17 protein-coding genes are annotated in these 20,295 nt (G+C 60.2%); 12 read left to right on the top strand and 5 right to left on the bottom strand.

The annotated features are described in order from the left end of the window. Nucleotides 1-2: 2 nt before the first annotated feature. The 5 genes from CAG02_RS01325 to CAG02_RS01305 all read left to right on the top strand — a co-directional run bounded on the left by CAG02_RS01325 (nt 3) and on the right by CAG02_RS01305 (nt 7,571). On the top strand, nt 3-2,372 hold the full coding sequence (locus CAG02_RS01325; protein ID WP_085709943.1) for a hypothetical protein: 2,370 nt from the start codon (nt 3-5) through the stop codon (nt 2,370-2,372). 65 nt (nt 2,373-2,437) lie between these two features. Then, nucleotides 2,438-3,358, top strand: a complete 921-nt coding sequence (locus CAG02_RS01320; RefSeq protein ID WP_085709944.1) for a hypothetical protein — start codon at nt 2,438-2,440, stop codon at nt 3,356-3,358. A gap of 19 nt (nt 3,359-3,377) precedes the next feature. Continuing rightward, nucleotides 3,378-4,670, top strand: coding sequence for a hypothetical protein (locus CAG02_RS01315; RefSeq protein ID WP_085709945.1), 1,293 nt, complete (start codon nt 3,378-3,380; stop codon nt 4,668-4,670). Nucleotides 4,671-4,673: 3 nt separating this feature from the next. Next, nucleotides 4,674-6,491, top strand: coding sequence for a hypothetical protein (locus CAG02_RS01310; RefSeq protein ID WP_085709946.1), 1,818 nt, complete (start codon nt 4,674-4,676; stop codon nt 6,489-6,491). A gap of 30 nt (nt 6,492-6,521) precedes the next feature. After that, nucleotides 6,522-7,571: a hypothetical protein gene (locus CAG02_RS01305; protein ID WP_085709947.1), complete on the top strand. Its 1,050-nt coding sequence runs from the start codon at nt 6,522-6,524 to the stop codon at nt 7,569-7,571. A 44-nt stretch (nt 7,572-7,615) separates the two neighbouring features. On the opposite strand, the gene CAG02_RS01300 is transcribed toward CAG02_RS01305, so the two are convergent. Both CAG02_RS01300 and CAG02_RS01295 read right to left on the bottom strand, forming a co-directional pair. Further along, complete coding sequence (locus CAG02_RS01300) at nt 7,616-7,924, bottom strand: plastocyanin/azurin family copper-binding protein (RefSeq protein WP_085709948.1); 309 nt, start codon at nt 7,922-7,924, stop codon at nt 7,616-7,618. 15 nt (nt 7,925-7,939) lie between these two features. Then, nucleotides 7,940-8,911 carry a metallophosphoesterase gene (locus CAG02_RS01295; protein WP_085709949.1) on the bottom strand — a complete coding sequence of 324 codons (972 nt, stop codon included), beginning with the start codon at nt 8,909-8,911 and terminating at the stop codon, nt 7,940-7,942. Nucleotides 8,912-9,065: 154 nt separating this feature from the next. On the opposite strand from CAG02_RS01295, the gene CAG02_RS01290 reads away from it, so the two are divergent. Both CAG02_RS01290 and CAG02_RS01285 read left to right on the top strand, forming a co-directional pair. Then, on the top strand, nt 9,066-9,578 hold the full coding sequence (locus CAG02_RS01290; RefSeq protein WP_085709950.1) for a sigma-70 family RNA polymerase sigma factor: 513 nt from the start codon (nt 9,066-9,068) through the stop codon (nt 9,576-9,578). Further along, nucleotides 9,571-10,317, top strand: a complete 747-nt coding sequence (locus CAG02_RS01285; protein ID WP_085709951.1) for an anti-sigma factor — start codon at nt 9,571-9,573, stop codon at nt 10,315-10,317. The genes CAG02_RS01290 and CAG02_RS01285 overlap by 8 nt, the downstream gene beginning before the upstream one ends. Before the next feature lie 7 nt (nt 10,318-10,324). On the opposite strand, the gene CAG02_RS01280 is transcribed toward CAG02_RS01285, so the two are convergent. Together CAG02_RS01280 and CAG02_RS01275 are read right to left on the bottom strand one after the other, a co-directional pair. Then, nucleotides 10,325-11,509 (bottom strand): DUF2252 family protein, encoded by a 1,185-nt coding sequence (locus tag CAG02_RS01280; protein ID WP_085709952.1) that lies wholly within the window; start codon nt 11,507-11,509, stop codon nt 10,325-10,327. An 82-nt stretch (nt 11,510-11,591) separates the two neighbouring features. Then, nucleotides 11,592-12,497, bottom strand: a complete 906-nt coding sequence (locus CAG02_RS01275; protein WP_085709953.1) for a helix-turn-helix domain-containing protein — start codon at nt 12,495-12,497, stop codon at nt 11,592-11,594. A 162-nt stretch (nt 12,498-12,659) separates the two neighbouring features. On the opposite strand from CAG02_RS01275, the gene CAG02_RS01270 reads away from it, so the two are divergent. From CAG02_RS01270 to CAG02_RS01250, 5 genes are all read left to right on the top strand, one after another. Further along, nucleotides 12,660-14,018 carry a glutamine synthetase family protein gene (locus CAG02_RS01270; protein WP_065257395.1) on the top strand — a complete coding sequence of 453 codons (1,359 nt, stop codon included), beginning with the start codon at nt 12,660-12,662 and terminating at the stop codon, nt 14,016-14,018. Nucleotides 14,019-14,173: 155 nt separating this feature from the next. Beyond that, nucleotides 14,174-15,262, top strand: coding sequence for a polyamine ABC transporter substrate-binding protein (locus CAG02_RS01265; RefSeq protein WP_085709954.1), 1,089 nt, complete (start codon nt 14,174-14,176; stop codon nt 15,260-15,262). Then, the gene (locus CAG02_RS01260; protein ID WP_085709955.1) at nt 15,259-16,560 is read left to right on the top strand and encodes an FAD-binding oxidoreductase; all 1,302 of its coding nucleotides are present in this window, start codon (nt 15,259-15,261) and stop codon (nt 16,558-16,560) included. Before CAG02_RS01265 ends, CAG02_RS01260 begins: the two co-directional genes overlap by 4 nt. A 96-nt stretch (nt 16,561-16,656) precedes the next feature. After that, nucleotides 16,657-18,312 carry an intermembrane transport protein PqiB gene (locus tag CAG02_RS01255; RefSeq protein ID WP_085709956.1) on the top strand — a complete coding sequence of 552 codons (1,656 nt, stop codon included), beginning with the start codon at nt 16,657-16,659 and terminating at the stop codon, nt 18,310-18,312. Between the two features lie 16 nt (nt 18,313-18,328). Continuing rightward, complete coding sequence (locus CAG02_RS01250) at nt 18,329-18,877, top strand: membrane integrity-associated transporter subunit PqiC (protein WP_085709957.1); 549 nt, start codon at nt 18,329-18,331, stop codon at nt 18,875-18,877. Here CAG02_RS01250 and CAG02_RS01245 read toward each other — a convergent pair. Continuing rightward, entirely contained in the window at nt 18,838-20,148 is a 1,311-nt protein-coding gene (locus CAG02_RS01245) for a HAMP domain-containing sensor histidine kinase (RefSeq protein ID WP_085709958.1), read from the bottom strand. The genes CAG02_RS01250 and CAG02_RS01245 overlap by 40 nt on opposite strands. Between the last annotated feature and the right edge of the window lie 147 nt (nt 20,149-20,295).

Below are 20,295 nucleotides of genomic sequence, written 5' to 3'. Positions count from 1 at the left end.
ACATGAGCGTATTGAACTTCCCCCGGATCTACCTCAACGGCCATATGTTCTGGAACCCGCCGACGGCCAACAACAACGATGTGCTGCCGCTGTATGACGCGGTGAAGATGGACATCAACTGGCCGTTCACCCGCTACTACGACATCACCCAGGAGAACGCTCCCACCACCCTGATGCCCTGGATCATTTCACCGGTGCAGCAGAATGATCTGCCGCCCTATGTGCAGCAGGTGCCGACCAACGGAGGTCCGAACACCTTCCCGTTCATACCCGCCGAATGGGACCTGTTTGGCGACAACGCCTGCGGGACGGTGAGTTACCAGAGCACCCGCTCGACCATTATTGGCGGCGAGTTGCAGGCCAACACCTACATTGCTCAGGACGCACTGGTCGGCAGGGACTTCCAGCTGCTCGGCAATCCTTTTGGCAGTCAGAGCCCGACGGCCGCGCGCTTTGTCGATATCAGCCCATGGCAAAACACTTTCACGGCGCTGTACTTCGACAAGCTGCAGCTGGGAGATGCCACCTGTGGCCTGACCCTGAACCGTCAATACCGGATGCTCGACCGCTTCCTGACATTCAATTGGGCCGGCGACTTCGGTGGCCTGGCGTATGTCACCACCACCTGGCAGACCTGCTTTCCCCGGGACAATCTGGAATGGGTCATCGGCGATTCCGTCCTGCTGAGCAATCTTCAGCAACAGATGGAGGCGCAAAACGCTCAGGGCCTGATGTTCAGGTTCGCCACGTACCTCACCTGTTACGACAGGAACGGTGTGTTCAACGACTTCCCGTACATCAACACCCGCAACAATGACCCATCGGCGCTGGCCCGCATGACAGCGATGTATCAAAAGGGGCTGGACAACGTTTCCGATATTTTCTTCAACCCCGCCTACAACCGTACCGTCGCGACCCTGGGTCTGTGGTTCGATCACGAATACCCCACGGCGCCCGCCGGCCCGCGTCTGGTCACCGACCAGAAGATCATGGTCACTCGCCCCGACATGCCTAAGCCGACCAGCACCAATCTGGGCGTGACCTCGGTGCAGATCACCAACAACACGTTGTCGCTGGATCTGGCCAACACGTTTCCGTTCTATCCGCTGGACAAGAACGCCGATGTCCTGACGGCCGAGAAGTTCCAGGCCGGCGACTTCAAGCTGGGGGTATCGCAGAACGGGAATTTCGTGCCGGTGGTCGATATCGGTTTCGAGCAGTATCGACAGTCGGCTTTCGACAAACGTTCGGGGCTGCTGGATATCCCCCTCAGTGCCACGCAGGCGACCACCTTGCAATCCGGCCCGCTGGAGTTGCAGCAACAGACTTCATCAGGCCCAGTGAAGGCCGCCACTCAGCAAGTCTGGACCGCCGAGGTGGTAGAAAGCGGCACCTTCGTCGACGTGAACGATCACAAGACGCTGAACATCATGGTGCAGAAAAATGGTCAACCGGCCGCCAACACCACACTCTGGGTGGTGGAATACGGCAACCCTTACAACGTGACCACCAGCGACTACTACCTGACGTTCGTAAATAACCCTGACTTCACGCTGTTCTACGACAACGCAGACCGCAACAAAAACACCGCCAACCTGCCACAGTTCAAGGGCACGGCGCCTGTAGCGAACTACCTGGCCACCGGCAGCGGTCGTCGACTGGTCAATCTGGAAACCAAAGACAAACCGGTGGGCGTTGAGGTCAGTTATCAGTCATTCATGAATGGCTCAAGTAAACCGATCACGGTGCCCCTGACCCCTTGCCTGGAATTCGACGCCGGCGTCTACACCAGCGGAACGCTGGATAACGATCAGACGGTGGATTACTCCTACGTCGCCATCACCACCGACCCCGATGGCAAAGCCCAGGTGAGTTTCCGTGCCAAGGCCCCGGGTTTCCCTACGCTGCGCTTCATCGTCAAGGAAGGCACCAGCGACCCGGACATTCCTTTCAGCTTCTCGTTCAACCAGGCCCAGATCGACTTCCTCGCCCCGCTGCGCGTCCTGCCTCTGGACATGCCGTTGCAACAGGACTTCGTCAACTACTGGAACGAGATCTACAAGAACAAGAATGCGCCAGAGGCGATCTGGGATGACTTCATCTACCCAAGGGTTCTCAAGACGTTCTATTACCTGTACCCGATCATGAACAAGTTCATGCCGCTCAACTCCCGCACGCGCGTCGAAGGCGCTGTCGATCAGTTGATCCGGCTGATCAGCAAGGAGTACCAGGAAGAAAGCACTCTCGCGATGCCCATCACCCGCGACCTTTCGCAAAGCCGTCGCGCGGTACTGGAGTTGTGGGCGCAGAAACTGGTCAAGCGCAACTTCCCGCCCATGCAACTCAAGATGAGCGATTACGACGACCTCTGATTCATCAGGAAAGATGAGCCACTGCGGGCCTCGCGCCCGCAGTGCGCCTTGCCAGGGAGTGACCCATGAACGTCAGCCTCTTGAACCGTCTGTTGCTGTTGATCCTGTTGTTCTGCCCCTCTGCATTCGCCCAGGACAGCGGCGCCGTTTACTTCACCAATGGTGTACACAACACGCTGGGGTGCGATGAACAGAACGGCAACTGCATCGCCAAACGCAATCCGGGTGAGCCTTCCGACCCGTTCTTCCCGGCGTTCTGGATCAGCAACTGGACCATGTACCGGGTGATGCACAACTACGAAAACAACCCGCCGCCCTACAGCAACCCGCCAACGACCCTGAAGCCTGCGGACTACACCGTCTCTCGCGGAACCAGCTACTACGACACGACATACATTCCGCCGGACGGCGACGGTTTCGGCGCGATGATGGAGCACTACGAGAAATACTGTCTGCCGATCTTCCCGATCAAGAACAACAACTACACCTGCTCGTTCGTGTCCCTGGGCAACAAGGCGTACTTCCTGACCTATCCGCAGGATCGCCCGAAAGACATGCCGGCCTGCTGCATGTTCTCACCGATGAATCATCCGCCACGGCAGGACTTCATCGAACACCTGCCCTACAGCGCCGAGCGCAGCAAGAATCTCGATGGCAGCGTGCAGGCCTACGCCCTGGATCTGGATTCGCCACAAGGTCCGATCCTGTTCGGCTACGCCTTCTACAAAAAGATGTCGGGGCAACCACCCTACCGGCCGCCGCAGTCATTCTTCTTTTCCGGCGATACCAGCGTCGCCAACGCACCGATCGTCAGCCAGAACTACACCGACTTCCGCATCGCCAAACCGGACCCGAAACAGACCTGGGCGCAGGTCGCCGCCATGTGCCCGTCGAACCCGCCGCCCTGCCAGTTGTTCGAGCCACCAGAGTCGCAAAGCAATGGCCAGAAGGCGCAGTGGAACAAGCTCATGCAGCGTAAACCGTGATCAACGACGAAGGATCGCCATGAAAACCACACTCTGTTTTTCCGTGATGTTGCTGGGTCTGGCCAGCCTGCCGGCACTGGCCAGGGAACAAGCCATGCCGTCGATGCAAGCCAGCCAGTTGAACTGCCAGCCGCCGAGCACCGCACCGGCCGCCACGGCCGGTCAGGATCAGTTCGATCAATACAGCTGGCAGATGTTCATCGCCCTGAGTTGGCCGGCAAAGAGCGGGCAGCGCGGCAATCCCGACTGCACCAAACAGCCCGGTGCGGCGGGGTACACCGTCTGGCAGACCTACAAGACCGTGGGGGAAATCTTTCTGCCGAACGCTGCCAACCCCGGGCCGTGGAATTCCCCGCAAATCGCCAAGAGCTTCAACATCATCAACATCGCCTCTTTGAAAAACAGCGCTCAGGTCAACGCCGTGGATCAGGCGGTCGGTGGCTGGTTGATCGATCAGGCGAAAAACCCGACCTATTACGATATTTCGGCCAACGAGACTTCGTACAACTACATCGTGGGCAACAACTTCTATAACGCCGACGTCGTCTCCAAAGCCAACAACATCACGTTTCCGTGGGGCGTCATCGAGATCAAGTCGAGCTGGCGCATCCTCACCACCCATGACAACGCCAGCCGTTACCTGACCCTGCTCGCCCGGGTGGCGACCTTCGATGAGCAGGGCCAGAAGAACGGTGTCACCGAGGCGTTTCTCGGGCTGGTGGGCTTGCACATCATCACCAAGGCCAACGGTTATCCGCAGTGGATCTGGTCGACGTTCGAACAGGTCGACAACGTTCCGCCCAAGGCACTGGTGAACGGCCAATGGGTCGATCAGCCTGTGGCGGGCACGGCCTATTCCTACTTCAACGCCGCAGCGCCCGCCGCGTCCCTCAACCAGTCACCGTGTGACTGGCAGACCCAGGGCCCGCATCAGGTCTGCGTGCCCAAATCCGGCACCACGTTCCAGACCCCGAATCCGCTGAACCGGGTCACGCCGATCGCCGACATCACCAACCAGATCAACGCCAGTTACCAGGCCGATCCGGGCCTGCAAAACAGCGTGTTGAAGTACTACCAGCTCATCACCACCCAGCGCCCGCTGATGCCTGACAACCCAGGCAACCCGCTGGGCCAGCCGACGCCGGCACTTTCGGCCAACGTGACCATGGAAAGCTACATCCAGCCCAACAGCAGCTGCATGAACTGCCATTCCATGGCGACGCCGGTCAAGAGCCCCTACAAGTCCGATTACTCCTACCTGTTCAAATTCGCCAATTCGCCGCTCGGCAAAACCATCAAGGACGGGAAATAAATCATGAGCATCCTCAACGGCCCGCGACTGAATTTCTGGGGAGGCATCCGCACGGATGTCAGCCTGCCGAACAATTCACCGACCATTCCTTATGACGGCGATGACAACTGGCCGATCTTTGACCTGACCACTTCGACCCTGGCATCGGGGGCCCGGTCTTATACCGACGATCAGTTGAACAGCATGATCAATGCGCCTACGGGCGACTACTACACCGCCGGCGGCTGGAATCATTACGGGCAACATGTCGTCGACATGCAGAATGCGCTGATCAGTTCTCAGGGCAGCCCGGGCAGCGTCAGTACCACCGGGGATCTGGTGGGCCAGCCGGTCTATCTGCTGGGTTCCGTGGACCCGGTGACCGGACAGAAGCCGGTTTCAGGACCGATGATGGTGGACCTCGACCCTACCTCAACCACCACCACCCAGATATTTGTCGGTGGCCTGCAAATCGGTGGCAGCAGCAACATCCAGTTGCTGATTCACGACAATGCAGTCTGCAGCAGCCTGGATCTCGGCAAGCGGGTGCTGCAGCCAACGCCGAAGGAGCTGGATGCACCCGGTTCCTGCCGTATCAGTGGCACCTTCCAGCTGACCTTCCCCCTGAGCAGTATTGTCAGCTGGAACCAGAACAGCGCCGGTTTGCGATCAATCATCCAGGCGCCGGGCGCCACCGGTATCGTTCTGCGTTTCGTGATGTTCGAAATGTGCCCGACGATGACCACGCCCCAGTTGCAAGCCGATTATGCCGCCGGCAGAGACACCCCGAACCCGAGCATCGGCCGGGTCATCGGCACATTGGCGCCGGCGTTCGCCAATGAGCCGCTGGACTGTCAGGCGGGCCGTCAGATCGTCAATCAGGGCACGGGCGGCACCGGCTATGCAGACCTGAGCAGCCCGTCCATGCTGAGCGTCGACATGGTCAATATCATTCCGAAACAGACGTTCAGGGCCGTCCGGGATGACATCACCAGCCCTATCGGACCTAACGGCAATTACGGCACTGTCACCGTGGCAGCCGGCGAGACCACCCTGGGCACACTCGATCCGACCAGCAGTCCCCTGTTCGACTATTACGTGTATGGCGGCATTGTCGATCTGCCGCTCAATACAGCCCAACAGTCGGCGGTCAGATCTTCGCCGCTGGGCATCAGCGCCCCCGGCTCGGTCGCCGGGACTACGTTGCAGGCCACGGAGTCTGTCTATCGGATCTATGCCGATCAGCGCAGTGTCTATACCGAGGACTACCCGCAGGGCCTGTCGATTACGCTGCAGGTCCGGTATCTGGGGGCTGCGGTGACCAGCACAACCGAAATCGATCTCACTGCCGCGCCCTCGGGGCCGTATTACACGCAACAGCGTTACTGCGACTTCCTTTATTTTCCCCCTGCGCTGACGCTGAGCCCCGGTCAGTTATCCGTCACGTTCTCCGTCAACGTAAAACCCGCCGCAGCGCCCCTCGCAGGCTTCGTCGCCCTGACCTACACCGTCAACGGTCAGGACAGCGGCACCTATTTCACCAACTTCCGCAAATACGCCGAGACCGACTTCGGCATCCCCAGAGGCACCACCATCACCTGGGAGCAGATGTACCCGAACGTCCTGCGTTTTCACTACCTGGCCTTCCCGGCCATGTCCCGCTACATCCCGCTGAACCAGCCGGACGCGATCATGGGCGCGAAGAACCCGATCCTCGCCCGAACCTCGGATGCCTACAAAGGCACCACGCTGTTCATGCCTGTGGTGAGGTCGATGTCGCCCTGTCAGCGGGCGTTGCTGCGGGCCTATCTCACGGGCGAGCCGTGGCAGCCGCCGCAATAATCGCGCCCCTCAGCCCATGGAGAGAAACCTATGACTGTTCATATTCCTGCGCGCCCTCGCGAGACGCTGCGCCCGAGCACCCTCATCGCCGAAGGCCTGCTGAACCCGCGTGGCGTCTGCCTGCAGGCCGATGGCAGCCTGCTGCTGGTCGAGGCTGGTTCGGGCCTGCCGGACCAGACCTTCAGCGGCCGCATCAGCCGATTGCAACCCGACCCACTGCATCCCGGCGCCTGGCTCGCTCGCGAAACCCTGGCTCAGGGTTTTCGCTCGATGAACATGCAGGCCCGCATGTTGCGCGATGAAATCATGGGGTTGTCGGACATTGCCTGCGGTGACGGGCGCTGTCTGGTCAGCCAGACTGATTATGTCGCGGGTTCGAAACTGCTGGACCTGCAATACACCCCGCCGGAGGCGGTGTTTCACAGCCGGGGCAATCTGAATGCGCTGTGTTATCACCCGACCCGCCGCAGCTGGCTGGCGGTCAAACCCGATACCAACCAGCTGGTGGAATTCAGCCGCGGCGAGGATGAACAGGTACTGGTGCAGTTGCCCGATCTGGACATGGGACAGGAAGCCGTCCCCGTCACACTGGTGTACGAACCGACGACAGACGCGGTGCTGATCAGCCTGTTCTCCGGGGAGCTGCAAGGCGACCCGGCCCGCAAAGGCATCGACTTTGACGATCAGGCCGGCCAGGTGATTCGGGTCTGGCCCGACACCGGCCGGATCGAAGTACTGATTCGCGGCCTGCAACTGCCCACCGGGCTGGCACTGTGTCCGCAAGGAAATGTGTTGGTGCTGGAGCTTTGCAGCCGTCTGCAACAACCGTTGCCGCCTGACTGGAATGGCGAACCCTTACATGGCGGATTCACCCGGTTCAGCGGGCGACTGTTGAGCTGCAATCTGCAAACCGGCGAAGTGACCGTACTCGCCCGGGACCTGGATACCCCATCCAACCTGTGTCTGGTGCAGGATGCGGTGCTGGTGAGCGAAGGCATGGGGTTAACCGGGCGACCCTTGCCCACGCCGGACAACAAGGTGGTTGCATTGAGTGGCAGGTTGCGTCGGGTGCAACTCTGAAAACAGAAAAAAGGGCGCGGCCTCATTGAAGCCGCGCCCTCTGATTACTGAGTCACCACAATTTTGCCGATCATCTGCGGATGCAGCACGCAGAAATACTCGAACTCGCCCGGCGTATTGAACACCCAGGAGAAACTGTCATTGGTGTCCAGCGCCCCCGAGCGAAACACCTTGTGGGTTTCGGCCACCGTGTGCGGGATCTGGTCGTCATTGACCCACGTCACCTTGGTGCCGACGGCCACGGTCAGGTCCTTGGGGCCGAACATGAACTCCTTGATGTCGACCTTCACCTCCTGCGCCCACGTCGGCATCGACAACATCAAACACACCACCGCCAAAAATCGCGTTTTCATCGGGCTGCCCTCCCCCTAGACCAGTGTCGAATCGATCAGCGCCAATGGATGATCGCCCTGTGTCGCCCGCACTTCGGTGATCCCCAGATAATTGCGCAACTGATCGGCCGCCACCGTCATCGGCCCCGGCGACGGAGCCGCGCCCGGCGCCGGTTGCGGATAAGCCGTGCCACGGGCGGTATGGAAGGTGATGTTGCCTTCGACTTTCTGGATCACCTGATGGATATGCCCGTTCAACACCGTCACCGAGCCGTACTTACGCAGCATCGCAATCGCCTGATCGCCATCCTCGGTGCCCCAGCCCCAGGGCTGATAGATCGTCCACAGCGGAATGTGGGTGAACACCACGATCGGCGTACTGGTCGATACCGCGCGCAGATCATCGGCCAGCCACGCCAGTTGATCGGCGCCGAGGTTGGCTTCGTGTCCGGCCTGAAAGTTGAAGACATTGACCAGCGCGATGAAATGCACGCCGTGGTCATCGAAGCTGTACCAGCCGTTGCCTTTGGTGCCCTTGCCGTAACGCTCGAGATAGAGCTTGCCGCCGCCCTCGTCGAGGGTGTCGTGTTCACCGGGGATGTAATGCACCGTGGACGGCAAGCCTTTGAGCACTTGCGCCGCGGTGTCGAATTCTTCGGCCTTGGAAAGGTGCGTGATGTCGCCGGTGTGCAGGATCAGCGACGGCCGTTTCGGCAGCGCGATGACCTTGTCGATGGCCACTTGAAGGGTTTTCAACGGCTCCGGATTGGCTTCCTTGTTGAAGCCGATGTGCGAGTCGCTGATCTGTACGAAATGAAAAGTGCTGGCCAACGCTTTCGGATCTGTGACGTTACCCGCCTCATCCATCGCAAAAGCTCTGGGAATGCCGCCGCTCAGGGCCCAGAGGACCCCGGCCCCGGCCCACGCCGAGCATTTGAGCAGTGTTCGCCGGTCCGGGTTGCTCAGAAAGCCGTCGGTGCGCAGTGGATGTTTTGTTTGATTGTCCATCGGTAGGTCCTCGCTGGCGGACTACAGTGATGTAGCTGACACCAGAGAGAACTTTGCGGTCCGGGCGTTTATTCCACGCCACAAAACAAATTCTTTTCAGGGAATAAAACGCGACGTATCACAGTTATAGGGGTGTGACGGTGCGGAAGCCACTATGAATCGATTCGAGGAACTGATTGCGCCGCACCTGGACGCGGCTTACAACCTCGCGCGCTGGATCACGGGCAACGACGCCGCTGCACGGGATGTCGTGCAGGAAAGCGCCTTGCGCGCCTTCAGGTTTCTGCAGCGTTTTGCCGATGGCAGCGCCAAAGCCTGGTTCCTGACCATCGTGCGCAACGAAAGCTACACCTGGCTCAAGGCCTCGGCCGGGCGCCACTGGGTCGCCATCGATGACGAAACGGGTGATATCGACGGCGCACTGAGCAACGGCCAGAGCCCGGAACTGTTGGCCATTCACACGGAAAACGCAGCATTGCTCCAGCAGGCACTGAGTGCCTTGCCGCCGGCCTTTCGCGAGGTCATTGTGCTCAAGGACCTCGAAGACTTGCCCTACAAGGACATCGCCCTGGTGGTCGATATTCCCATCGGCACCGTCATGTCGAGGCTGGCCCGGGCCCGTGCGATGCTCAAGCTCGAACTACTGAAGTGGCACGACGATGAATGAACTCGACTGTACGGCTTGCCAGACGCAACTGCATGGCTATCTGGATCAGGAACTTGATCCGGCGATGGCTGCAAACGTGACTGCGCATCTGGCCCTGTGCGCCGCGTGCAAGCATCGGTATGCGGAGGCGAAGGTGCTGAAGATCAGCGTAAAACGCCATGCGCCGTATTACGCGGCCCCGGAATCACTGGTCGCCAGCGTGTTGGACGCTGTTGCTCCCGCATCGCCGAGCCCGTTCGAACGCTGGAGAAAATGGTTCGCCCCTGCGTTTTCCGCAGCCGCCCTGGCCCTGGCGATGGTGCTTTACGTGGCAACGCCGGGCAGCGAACAACCGTTGATGGACGAAGCCGTCTCCAGCCATGTGCGTTCGTTGATGGGCACTCACTTGAACGATGTGGTGTCTTCTGACCGCCACACGGTAAAACCCTGGTTCACCGGAAAACTCGACTTCTCGCCTCCCGTAGTCGACTACTCGGCGCAGGGCTTTCCGTTGCTCGGCGGCCGGCTGGATTACCTGCAACACCAGACCACCGCCGCCCTGAGTTACGGCCGGGCCAAACACATCATCAATGTGTTTATCCTGCCGACTACGGACGCCGATGAACCGACGCAGAGTCAGACGATTCGTGGTTTCAACGTGGTTTCCTGGCAGGCTGGCCATATGCGTTTCGTGCTGGTTTCCGACGTTGAAAAAGGCGAGCTGGAAACGTTCGGCAAGTTGCTCAGGGATGGTGTTTGAGAGTTCCTCAATGCTGCAACGCATACAGACGACAGTGTTCCAGATAGCCGCGCTCATGATGTCCCACCAACTGCACGACACTTGACCAAAGCCACGACGGCGCATCCAGCGTCCTGGTGTGGCAACTCTTCAGTTCGCGGATCCAGGCCGCTCGCGTCGCAAGGTCCATTTGCCGCGCATGAGCAAGGCCGACGACGTTGGCCAGATAAGCGGCGGCAAGCAACGCTTCGGACTGGCTCAACTGATTCAACTCCAGCTTCATGTCTTGAGGCAGAAGTTCGCGGATGAAAAAGCCCTCATCCAGCATTCGCGTTGCAATCATTCGATTGCCCAGACCCGGTGAGAGGTGCCGCGCGCCCTCTACCACCCGCCGTCCATTGTCCCGTGGCATGGAGGCTTTGGGCGCTCGGGGCGCAGCAGCGGCAACGGCTTGTTTGATATCGAGCAGGCAGTATTCCTGATCATCTCCAGCCCCCACCCCCAGCAACAGCGCATAGCGCTTCAACCCCAACGAACTGCAACCTTTGACCCAGTAGGCGGAGTCGAGCAATTGGACCTTGTCGTCCTTCGACCTGCCCTTGAGCGACGTCACCAGCGTATGGACATCATCAGTCGCGCACAGTGTTTTCAGCGCGGCGCGTTCCGCTCGCGAAAGTGACCAGAAATGCTTCCCAAGGGGAATGGATGGCTTGGTGTTTTCGATACGCTCATAAGCCAGGTGTTTCCAGGTGCGCTGCACGGCGCTGCGCATGCTGGCCTTGACCTGAGGCGGACGTGGCGGGTCTTCATCGATGTTGCCTTCGAAAGCGCTTTCATAGCCGCGCATCATGCCTTCGAGCATTCGCGCGGTGGTCACACCTGGCAGATCCGAGCCTCTGGCGGCGGTCGCCAGGGACAATGCCAGCCGCACGAGGTCATGCGCCGGATTGCCGATCACGGTCTGATCGAGATCGCGAATATGGATATCGATCCGGCCCTTCGAATCGCCCGTCGGGCCCAGATTCCCTGCGTGGCAATCGCCACAGATCCACACCGCCGGCCCCCGTGGCAAACGCCTGCCGGGCTGGCTGTGCAGCCATTCGTAGAACTGAACGGTACTACCCCGGACATACGCATGGGCGGACCGGGCCATCTTGAGATTTCTGAGTTCGCTGAGTGTTTCCAGACGCTGGGAGGGTCGAGGGGTCTTCATGGAAAATACTTGAGTGAGTGTATTCCATCGACCCTTCGCATGCGCGAATGTTTCAATTTGTTTCAGAGCAATAACTGTCTCTTCAGCGACTTGTTCGCTTCAAGGTTTCACTCGGTAACTCATTGAACAGCGCCCGATAGCTGTTGGAAAACCGCCCCAGATGCCAGAACGACCAGTTCATCGCCACTTCGGCCACCGTAGTGCCCGAGGCGGCCCCCTTCAGCAGTTCCCGGCGGGCACTGTTGAGCCGGCGCAACCGCAACCATTGGGTCGGTGACATCCCGGTATAGGCCTTGAACGTCTGCTGCAATTGTCGCAACGACACCCCGGCCACCTGGGCCAACTCCAGCAGGTTGAGGGTTTCTTCCGGCGAATCTGCTGCCCACTCCCCCACGCGTTTCATGGTTTGCCGCTCTTCGGTGCGGCGCTGCAAACCACCACTGTCCAGACACACCCGGGCGTTGTCGAGGATGAACAGACAGTCCTCCAGCAACTGCTGGGTCAGTGCTTCTTTGCTTGGCTGATCAAGGGATTGCGACAACTTCGTGAGTGTCGAGCTTAACCAGCGGCTGAACAGCGCGTTCTGCGCGCCGTTGAGCGGCGCCATGAACAGGCCTTCCAGACGGGCCACGTCCAGACCGTTGCGGCGCACGAACTCCGGGCCGAACACCACGGCGATTTCCTGGTAGTTCTCCGGGGTGATCCAGATGTTGCGGCTCTCTTCGTTCAGCAGATAGAGCGCGTTGTCACTGCGATCGAAACAGAACGCCAGAGACCCCGACGGCGCACTGAAATTCTGCTCGACCCGGGTGTTCATCTGTTCTTCGTAGACCTCCACGCCTTCCAGGTCCAGATAGCGGATTCGCCCGGCGAAATGCCCCGGCGACATCTGCTGGTAGTGCTGGACCCAGCCCGGTGTCGCGCGGATCTGCTCGGCGACATCGGCGGTGTTGAAAGCTTGAACCTGTAGCGGATTACACGTTGTCATGGGAGACCTTGCGCACTCTTTTGGTGCGCTTTGGTGCTGCTGAAAGTGGATAGATGGAACGGCAAGGCCCGCCCAAGATAGTCGTCAACGCGCCACAGGGGAAGCCTGCGAAAGATGAAATCGCACTTCCCCCGCGTCAATAAAACCAACGACGAGGTCTTTATGAATGCCCCTTTCGATCAGCTGTTCACATGGCTGAAAGATCACAAGATTACCGAAGTGGAATGCGTGGTCAGCGACCTGACCGGCATCGCCCGCGGCAAAATTGCACCGACCAACAAGTTCCTGCATGAGCGAGGCATGCGCCTGCCGGAAAGTGTGCTGCTGCAAACGGTAACCGGGGATTTTGTCGACGACGACATCTACTACGACCTGCTCGACCCGGCCGACATCGACATGGTCTGCAAACCGGTGAGCGATGCGGTGTACGTGGTGCCATGGGCCATCGAACCGACGGCCATCGTGATCCACGACACCTTCGACAAGTTCGGCAATCCGATCGAACTGTCGCCGCGTAACGTGCTGAAGAAAGTCCTGCAGTTGTACACCGACAAGGGCTGGAAGCCGATCGTGGCGCCGGAAATGGAGTTCTATCTGACTCAGCGCTGCGAAGACCCGGACTTGCCGTTGAAGGCGCCGCTGGGCCGTTCCGGTCGTGCCGAAAGCGGTCGTCAGTCGTTCTCCATCGATGCCGCCAACGAATTCGACCCACTGTTCGAAGACGTCTACGACTGGTGTGAACTGCAAGGTCTGGATCTCGACACGCTGATCCACGAGGACGGCCCGGCGCAGATGGAAATCAACTTCCGCCACGGCGACGCGCTGGATCTGGCCGACCAGATCACCGTGTTCAAGCGCACCCTGCGTGAAGCCGCGCTCAAGCACAACGTCACTGCGACCTTTATGGCCAAGCCGATTGGCGATGAACCCGGCAGCGCCATGCACCTGCACCAGAGTGTGGTGGAAATCGCCACCGGCAAACCAATTTTCGCCAATGCCGACGGCAGCATGAGCGACCTGTTCCGCCATCACATCGGTGGTCTGCAAAAGCTGATCCCGAAGGTGCTGCCGATGTTCGCACCGAACGTGAACTCGTTCCGCCGCTTCCTGCCGGACACTTCGGCGCCGGTCAACGTCGAATGGGGCGAAGAAAACCGCACCGTGGGTCTGCGGGTTCCGACTTCCGGGCCTGAAGCGATGCGCGTGGAAAACCGTCTGCCGGGCGCTGATGCCAACCCGTATCTGGCGATTGCCGCGAGCCTGCTGTGCGGCTACATCGGCATGGTCGAGGGCATCGAACCAAGCGCTGCCGTCGAAGGCCGCGCCTATGAGCGCCGCAACCTGCGTCTGCCGATCACCATCGAAGAAGCCCTGACCCAGATGGAAGAGTGCGACACCGTCGCCGAGTACCTGGGCAGCAAGTTCGTGCGCGGCTACGTGGCAGTGAAGCGTGCCGAGCATGAAAACTTCAAGCGCGTGATCAGTTCCTGGGAGCGTGAGTTCCTGCTGTTGAGCGTCTGAGACCTTCACTACCCCCTGTGGGAGCGAGCTTGCTCGCGAATGGGCCAGTTCAGTTAACGAAGACGGCGACTGACACACCGCTTTCGCGAGCAAGCTCGCTCCCACAAGGAAGCAACCCATCACCTGAAAATCCAATAATTCGAAGAGGTGTCGATATGCGTCTGTTGAAATCCCTGATTCCCGCCGCCCTGGCCCTGGCCTGCAGTGCAGGTGCCCAGGCCGAATCCCAGGTCAGCGTCTACAACTGGACCGATTACATCGGCCCGACCACCCTCGCCGACTTTCAGGCCGGCAGTGGCATCAAGGTGATCTATGACGTCTTCGACTCCAATGAAACCCTCGAAGGCAAACTGCTCGCCGGTCGCACCGGTTACGACGTGGTGGTTCCCTCCAACCACTTCCTGGCCCGTCAGGTGAAGGCCGGTGCGTTCCTCAAACTGGACCGCTCGCAACTGCCGAACTGGAAGAACCTCGACCCGAAACTGCTGGCGTTGCTTGAAAAGAACGACCCGGGCAACGAACACTCGGTGCCGTACCTGTGGGGCACCAACGGCATCGGCTACAACGTCGACAAGGTCAAGCAGGTGCTGGGCGTCGATCACATCGATTCCTGGGCCGTGCTATTCGAGCCGGAGAACCTGAAGAAACTCACCCAGTGCGGCGTGTCGATGATGGACTCAGCCGACGAAGTGTTCCCGGCCGTCCTCAACTACATGGGCATGGACCCGCGCAGCGAGAACCCGGAAGACTTCAAGAAAGCCGAAGCCAAACTGCTGAGCATCCGCCCGTACATCACCTACTTCCACTCGTCGAAATACGTGTCGGACCTGGCCAACGGCGACATCTGCGTGGCCTTCGGTTACTCCGGTGACGTGTTCCAGGCCGCCAACCGCGCCAAGGAAGCGAAGAACGGGGTGAACATCGCCTATGCGATTCCCAAAGAAGGCGCCAACCTGTGGTTCGACCTGCTGGCGATTCCCGCTGATGCCGGCAACACCAAAGAGGCCCACGCCTTCATCAATTACCTGCTTGATCCGCAAGTGATCGCCAAGGTCAGCGCCTCGGTCGGCTACGCCAACCCGAACCCGCCGGCCAAGCAATACATGGACGTGGCACTGGTCAGCAATCCAGAGGTGTATCCGCCTCAGGAAGTGCTCGACAAACTCTACATTTCCACCACCCCGCCCCAGTCGATCATGCGTCTGATGACCCGCTCCTGGAGCAAAGTGAAGTCGAACAAATGAATCAGTACACCCAGGAACACGCCCGCTCCTACTACGCTGCATCGGCCCGGGCGAGCACGCAATACCCTGCGCTTGAAGCCGACCTGATCGCCGACGTCTGCGTAATCGGCGGCGGCTTCACTGGCGTCAACACCGCCATCGAGCTGGCCCAGCGCGGCCTCTCGGTGGTGCTGCTTGAAGGCCGGCGCATTGGCTGGGGCGCCAGCGGGCGCAACGGCGGCCAGTTGATCCGTGGCATCGGCCATGAAGTCGAGGGCTTCGCCCGTCATGTCGGCGCCGAAGGCGTGCGCTACCTGCAACAGGCCGGCGTCGACTCGGTGGAACTGGTGCGCCGGCGCATCGAAGACAACGCCATCGAGTGCGACCTGCGCTGGGGCTTCTGCGAACTGGCCAACACCCCGGCGCAGTTCGAGGCGTTCAAGGCCGAACAGGACAGTCTCGCGGCCTCAGGTTATGCCCATGCAACGCGACTGGTCGGCCCTGAAGACATGCGTCGGCAAGTCGTCAATTCGGGTGTCTATAAAGGAGGCCTGATCGACATGGGTTCGGGCCATCTGCACCCGCTCGATCTGGTGCAGGGCGAAGCGCGACTGGCGGCGTCGCTCGGGGTGCGGATCTTCGAGCAGAGCCCGGTGCTGGAAATCGTCCACGGAGCCACGGTGCAAGTGCGCTGCGCTTCGGGCACGGTGCGCGCCGGCAGTCTGGTGCTCGGTTGCAACGCGCATCTGGATGAACTCGAGCAACAGCTCAGCGGTAAAGTCCTGCCGGCAGGCAGCTACATCATCGCCACCGAGCCTTTGTCCAAGGAACGCGCCGCCGAACTGATCCCGCAGAACCTGGCGCTCTGCGATCAGAAAGTCGGCCTCGACTATTACCGGCTCTCGGCGGACCGGCGCTTGCTGTTCGGCGGTGCCTGCCACTATTCCGGGCGGGATCCGGCGGACATCGCCGCCTACATGCGACCGAAGATGCTCAAGGTGTTCCCGCAACTGGCGGACGTGGGCATCGAGTTTCAGTGGGGCGGCAAGATCGGCATCACTGCCAATCGCTTCCCGCAGGTCGGGCAGCTCAAGCAGCACCCGAACGTGTTCTACGCCCAGGGTTACTCCGGCCATGGCCTGAACGTCACCCACTGGTGCGCCAAACTGTTGGGTGAAGCGATTCATGCCGGCCACAGCCAGGGCATGGACGTGTTCAGCGGCGTACCGCACATGACCTTCCCCGGCGGCCCGGCGTTGCGCTCGCCGCTGCTGGCACTGGGCATGTTCTGGTATCGCCTGCGGGAAATGCTGGGCTGAGGCTCGGCGATTTGCTCTATCGCAAAGCACTTCTATATTGATGAAGTGCTTTTGCGTTCCTGACGCTCAGTGCCCAACACACTCTGGAGGTCATGGATGGAGTCGTCAGCCGCCGATCAACCGCGAGCACCCGGCCAGGCACCGGTCAAGACCCGGCGCTTCAGCATTTCGCTGGTGTGGATCGTGCCGATCGTCGCGGTACTGGTGGGCATTTCGCTGGTGGTGCACAACCTGATGCAGGAAGGCCCGACCATCGTCGTCACCTTCAAGACCGGCAGCGGTCTGACCGCCAACAAGACCGAAGTCAAATACCGCAACGTGGTGGTCGGTCAGGTCTCGGACGTCGAGCTGGCCGATGACCAGAAGAGCGTCAACGCCACGATCAAACTGGCCAAACAGGCCGAAACCTTTACCCGCGAAGACTCGAAATTCTGGGTGGTACGCCCCCGTATCGGTGCTGGCGGCGTGTCGGGCATCGACACCCTGCTTTCCGGTGACTACATCGGGGCCGACATCGGCCAGTCAGATTCACGCGCCAAAAACTTCAATGGCCTGGAAAACCCGCCGCCGATCACCTATGGCGAACCGGGCAGACGTTTCAACCTGCATTCCTCGGATCTGGGCTCGCTGGACATCGGCTCCCCGGTCTATTACCGCAAGATTCCGGTCGGTCAGGTCGTGGCCTACGCACTCGATCCCGATGGCAAAGGGGTGAATATCGAAGTGTTCATCCACGCGCCGAACGATGCCTTCGTCACCGAGAACACCCGGTTCTGGAACGCCAGCGGTATAGACGTGAACGTCGGCGCCAATGGTTTTGCGGTGAAGACCGAATCGCTCTCGACCTTGCTGGTCGGTGGCATTGCCTTCCGTGCACCGGATTACAGCCCCAACGATGTGGCGGCAGCGGATGAAAAAACCTTCGACCTGTTCGACGACCAGCAGACCGCCCTCGCCCCGCCCGCCGGCAAACCGCAGTACCTGAGCCTGCGTTTCGATCAGGCCATGCGCGGCCTCAAGGTCGATGCGCCAGTCGAATTCCTCGGCATGGAAATCGGCCGTGTGGTGAGCATCAACCTGGATTACGACGAGAAGAAACGCAGCTTCCCGGTCAACGTCGGCATCGTGATCTACCCGCAGCGCCTCGGCCGGGCCCACGAAAAAATGCTCAAGGTGCTCAACCACAACCCGGAAGACGAAGCCGCCGCCGTGCGCCTGATCGGCACCTTCGTCGATAACGGACTGCGCGCCCAGGCCCGCAGCGGCAACCTGCTTACAGGCCAGCTGTACATCGCTTTGGATTTTTTCCCGAAAGCCGAAAAAGTGGCGTTTGACCCGACGGCGCGTCCAATCGTCATTCCGACCATTCCCGGCAGCCTCGAACAGTTGCAGGAAAAACTCGAAGCGATGGTCGACAAGCTCAACAAACTGCCGGTGGAACGCATTGCCGGCAATCTCGACGGCAACCTCGTCGAACTGCGTAAAAGCCTGACCCAGTTCAATGCCAAGACGCTGCCCAGTGTGCAAAACACCCTGGCGGACGTCAGCAAGACCCTGCAATCGGCCAATTCGACGCTGGCCGAAGATTCGCCGCAACGCGAAAAACTCACCCAGACCCTCGACGAACTCGGGCGCATGTCGCGTTCGCTGCGTGAACTGTCGGATTACCTCGGACGCCATCCGGAATCGCTGATTCGCGGTCGCCCCGACAACGCTGCGCCGCTGGATCTCAAAGGACCGCCGCGCAATTGAGCACAGGAGCTTTGCCATGGCTTTACCGCTGAAGTTCACCGTGCTCGCCGCATGCCTGCTGCTGGGTGCCTGTCGCAGCGACCCGATCAGTTTCCACACCCTGACCCCGGCACAGCCGATGCCTGGCCGATCAGGACAGGACATCGCAATTGAAAGCATCAGCGTGCCGCCACAGGTCGACCGCCCGCAAATCGTCATCCGCCAAGGCAATAGCGGCCTGGCGATTCTGGAAACACAATGGTGGGGTGCGAGCCTCAGTGACGAGCTGCGCAGTGCGCTGGTGGATCAGTTGAGCAACGCTGGAGTTGCGCGCAAAACGTCGGTACGCATCGATGTGCAGCGTTTCGATTCGATTCCCGGGCAATACGGATTGATGGACGTGAAATGGCGCCTGCGTCCGGCCGATGCGGGCGATAGCGGGCTGCTCACCTGCCGCTCGATTCTGCAGACGCCGTCCGGACCGAGCATCGACGATCTGGTAAACGCTCAGCAGAACAACGTCAAACGCCTCGCCGAACTGATCCGTCAGGCCGCCGGCAATGCGCGCAGCTGCCCGCCGTCCTGAGCCGCCGGCTTCAATTCCACGCTGAAGCGGCTGCCGCTGGACTGGCCGCTGCTCAATTGCACCCGCCAGTGCTGACGCTTGCAGATCCGCTGCACCAGCGACAACCCCAGGCCAAGGCCTTCGCCACGGCCCTCATCGCCGCGCACGAACGGCTGAAACACTGCCTGACGCTGTTCCTCCGGAATGCCGATGCCGCTGTCTTCCACCACAAAACCGTTGCCCGTCAGGGTCAGCCGGACGAACCCGTGATCGGTGTAGTGCCAGGCATTGCGTAACAGGTTGCCCATGACCGATTGCAGGAACGTCAGGTTGAAGCGTTCCATGCACGGCTGCTCCACCTCGTAGAAAAACTCCAGGCCCTTTTCACGAATCAGTCGGCCCCAGATTTCACTCTGGGCATCCGCGACGTCCTTGAGCGTGACGCAAATATCGCTGCCGGTATCGTCCTCGGCGCGAGCCAGCATCAGGAAAGTATCGACCAGTTGGCGCATCTCGTGGCTGGCCCGGGCGATGCGATTGACCTGCGCGGTTGAACGGGCATCGAGCGACGGATTGGCGAGCAACAACTCGCAAGAACCACAAAGCACCATCAACGGCGTGCGTAGCTCATGGCTGACGTCGCTGGTGAACAGTTTTTCGCGGCTCAGGGTTTCACGCAGACGCCCCAGGGTCTGATCGAACGACAGCGCCAGTTCCCCCACTTCATCTGCCGCATAGTCCGGGTGCAGCGGAGGTGCCAGCACCAGCAACTGATCGCGATGGCGCACCTGACGCGCCAGACGAATCACCGGCGCCATCACCCGGCGTGCCAGCAACCGGCCAAGCACGAGCGCCAGCAGAACACTCAGGACAAAACCGACCGTGACCACGATGAACAACAATCGCTCGCGCTGCTCGAGGCTTTCCTGATCGCGCAACAACACATATTTGCGTCCACCGACCACTTCGACCATGGCAAAGAAGTCATCGCCATCGAAGCTGATTTCCTGAAAACCGGGGGCCAGCGCTGCCAGCGAAGGAATGAGCGCCATCGGACCCGGTCCGCCTTCGAAGAAGAACAACTCGCTCTTTTCCGGCTGATGGCTCCAGCGATTGATGTCTTCCATTGCCAGCAGGCGGTGCAGGCCGCCGCTCAAAGTGCTGGTGGCCAGCCGGTGCTCGACGACATGCACAGCGGCGACAATGCCCAGCGCAAACACCCCGGCGACGAGAGCGCTCATCAAAGCGAACACGATGACGATCCGTTTCGTCAGGCTTTGCTTGAGATCCATTCGGGTCGATGACTCCACTGCTGAATTCAGACTTCACGGTCAAAAACAGCGACATTGACCGAACCTGCGCAGCTTCACCGCAAACATAAACATTTGTTAAGACTGGCCGGTAAAAAAAGGGTATTTGAGTCTGGTTATCAAACACCG

The organism is Pseudomonas sp. R43(2017) (genome assembly GCF_002112345.1).
In the GTDB taxonomy this organism is placed as follows: domain Bacteria; phylum Pseudomonadota; class Gammaproteobacteria; order Pseudomonadales; family Pseudomonadaceae; genus Aquipseudomonas; species Aquipseudomonas kribbensis.
This window is presented reverse-complemented; position numbering and strand designations above follow the sequence as displayed.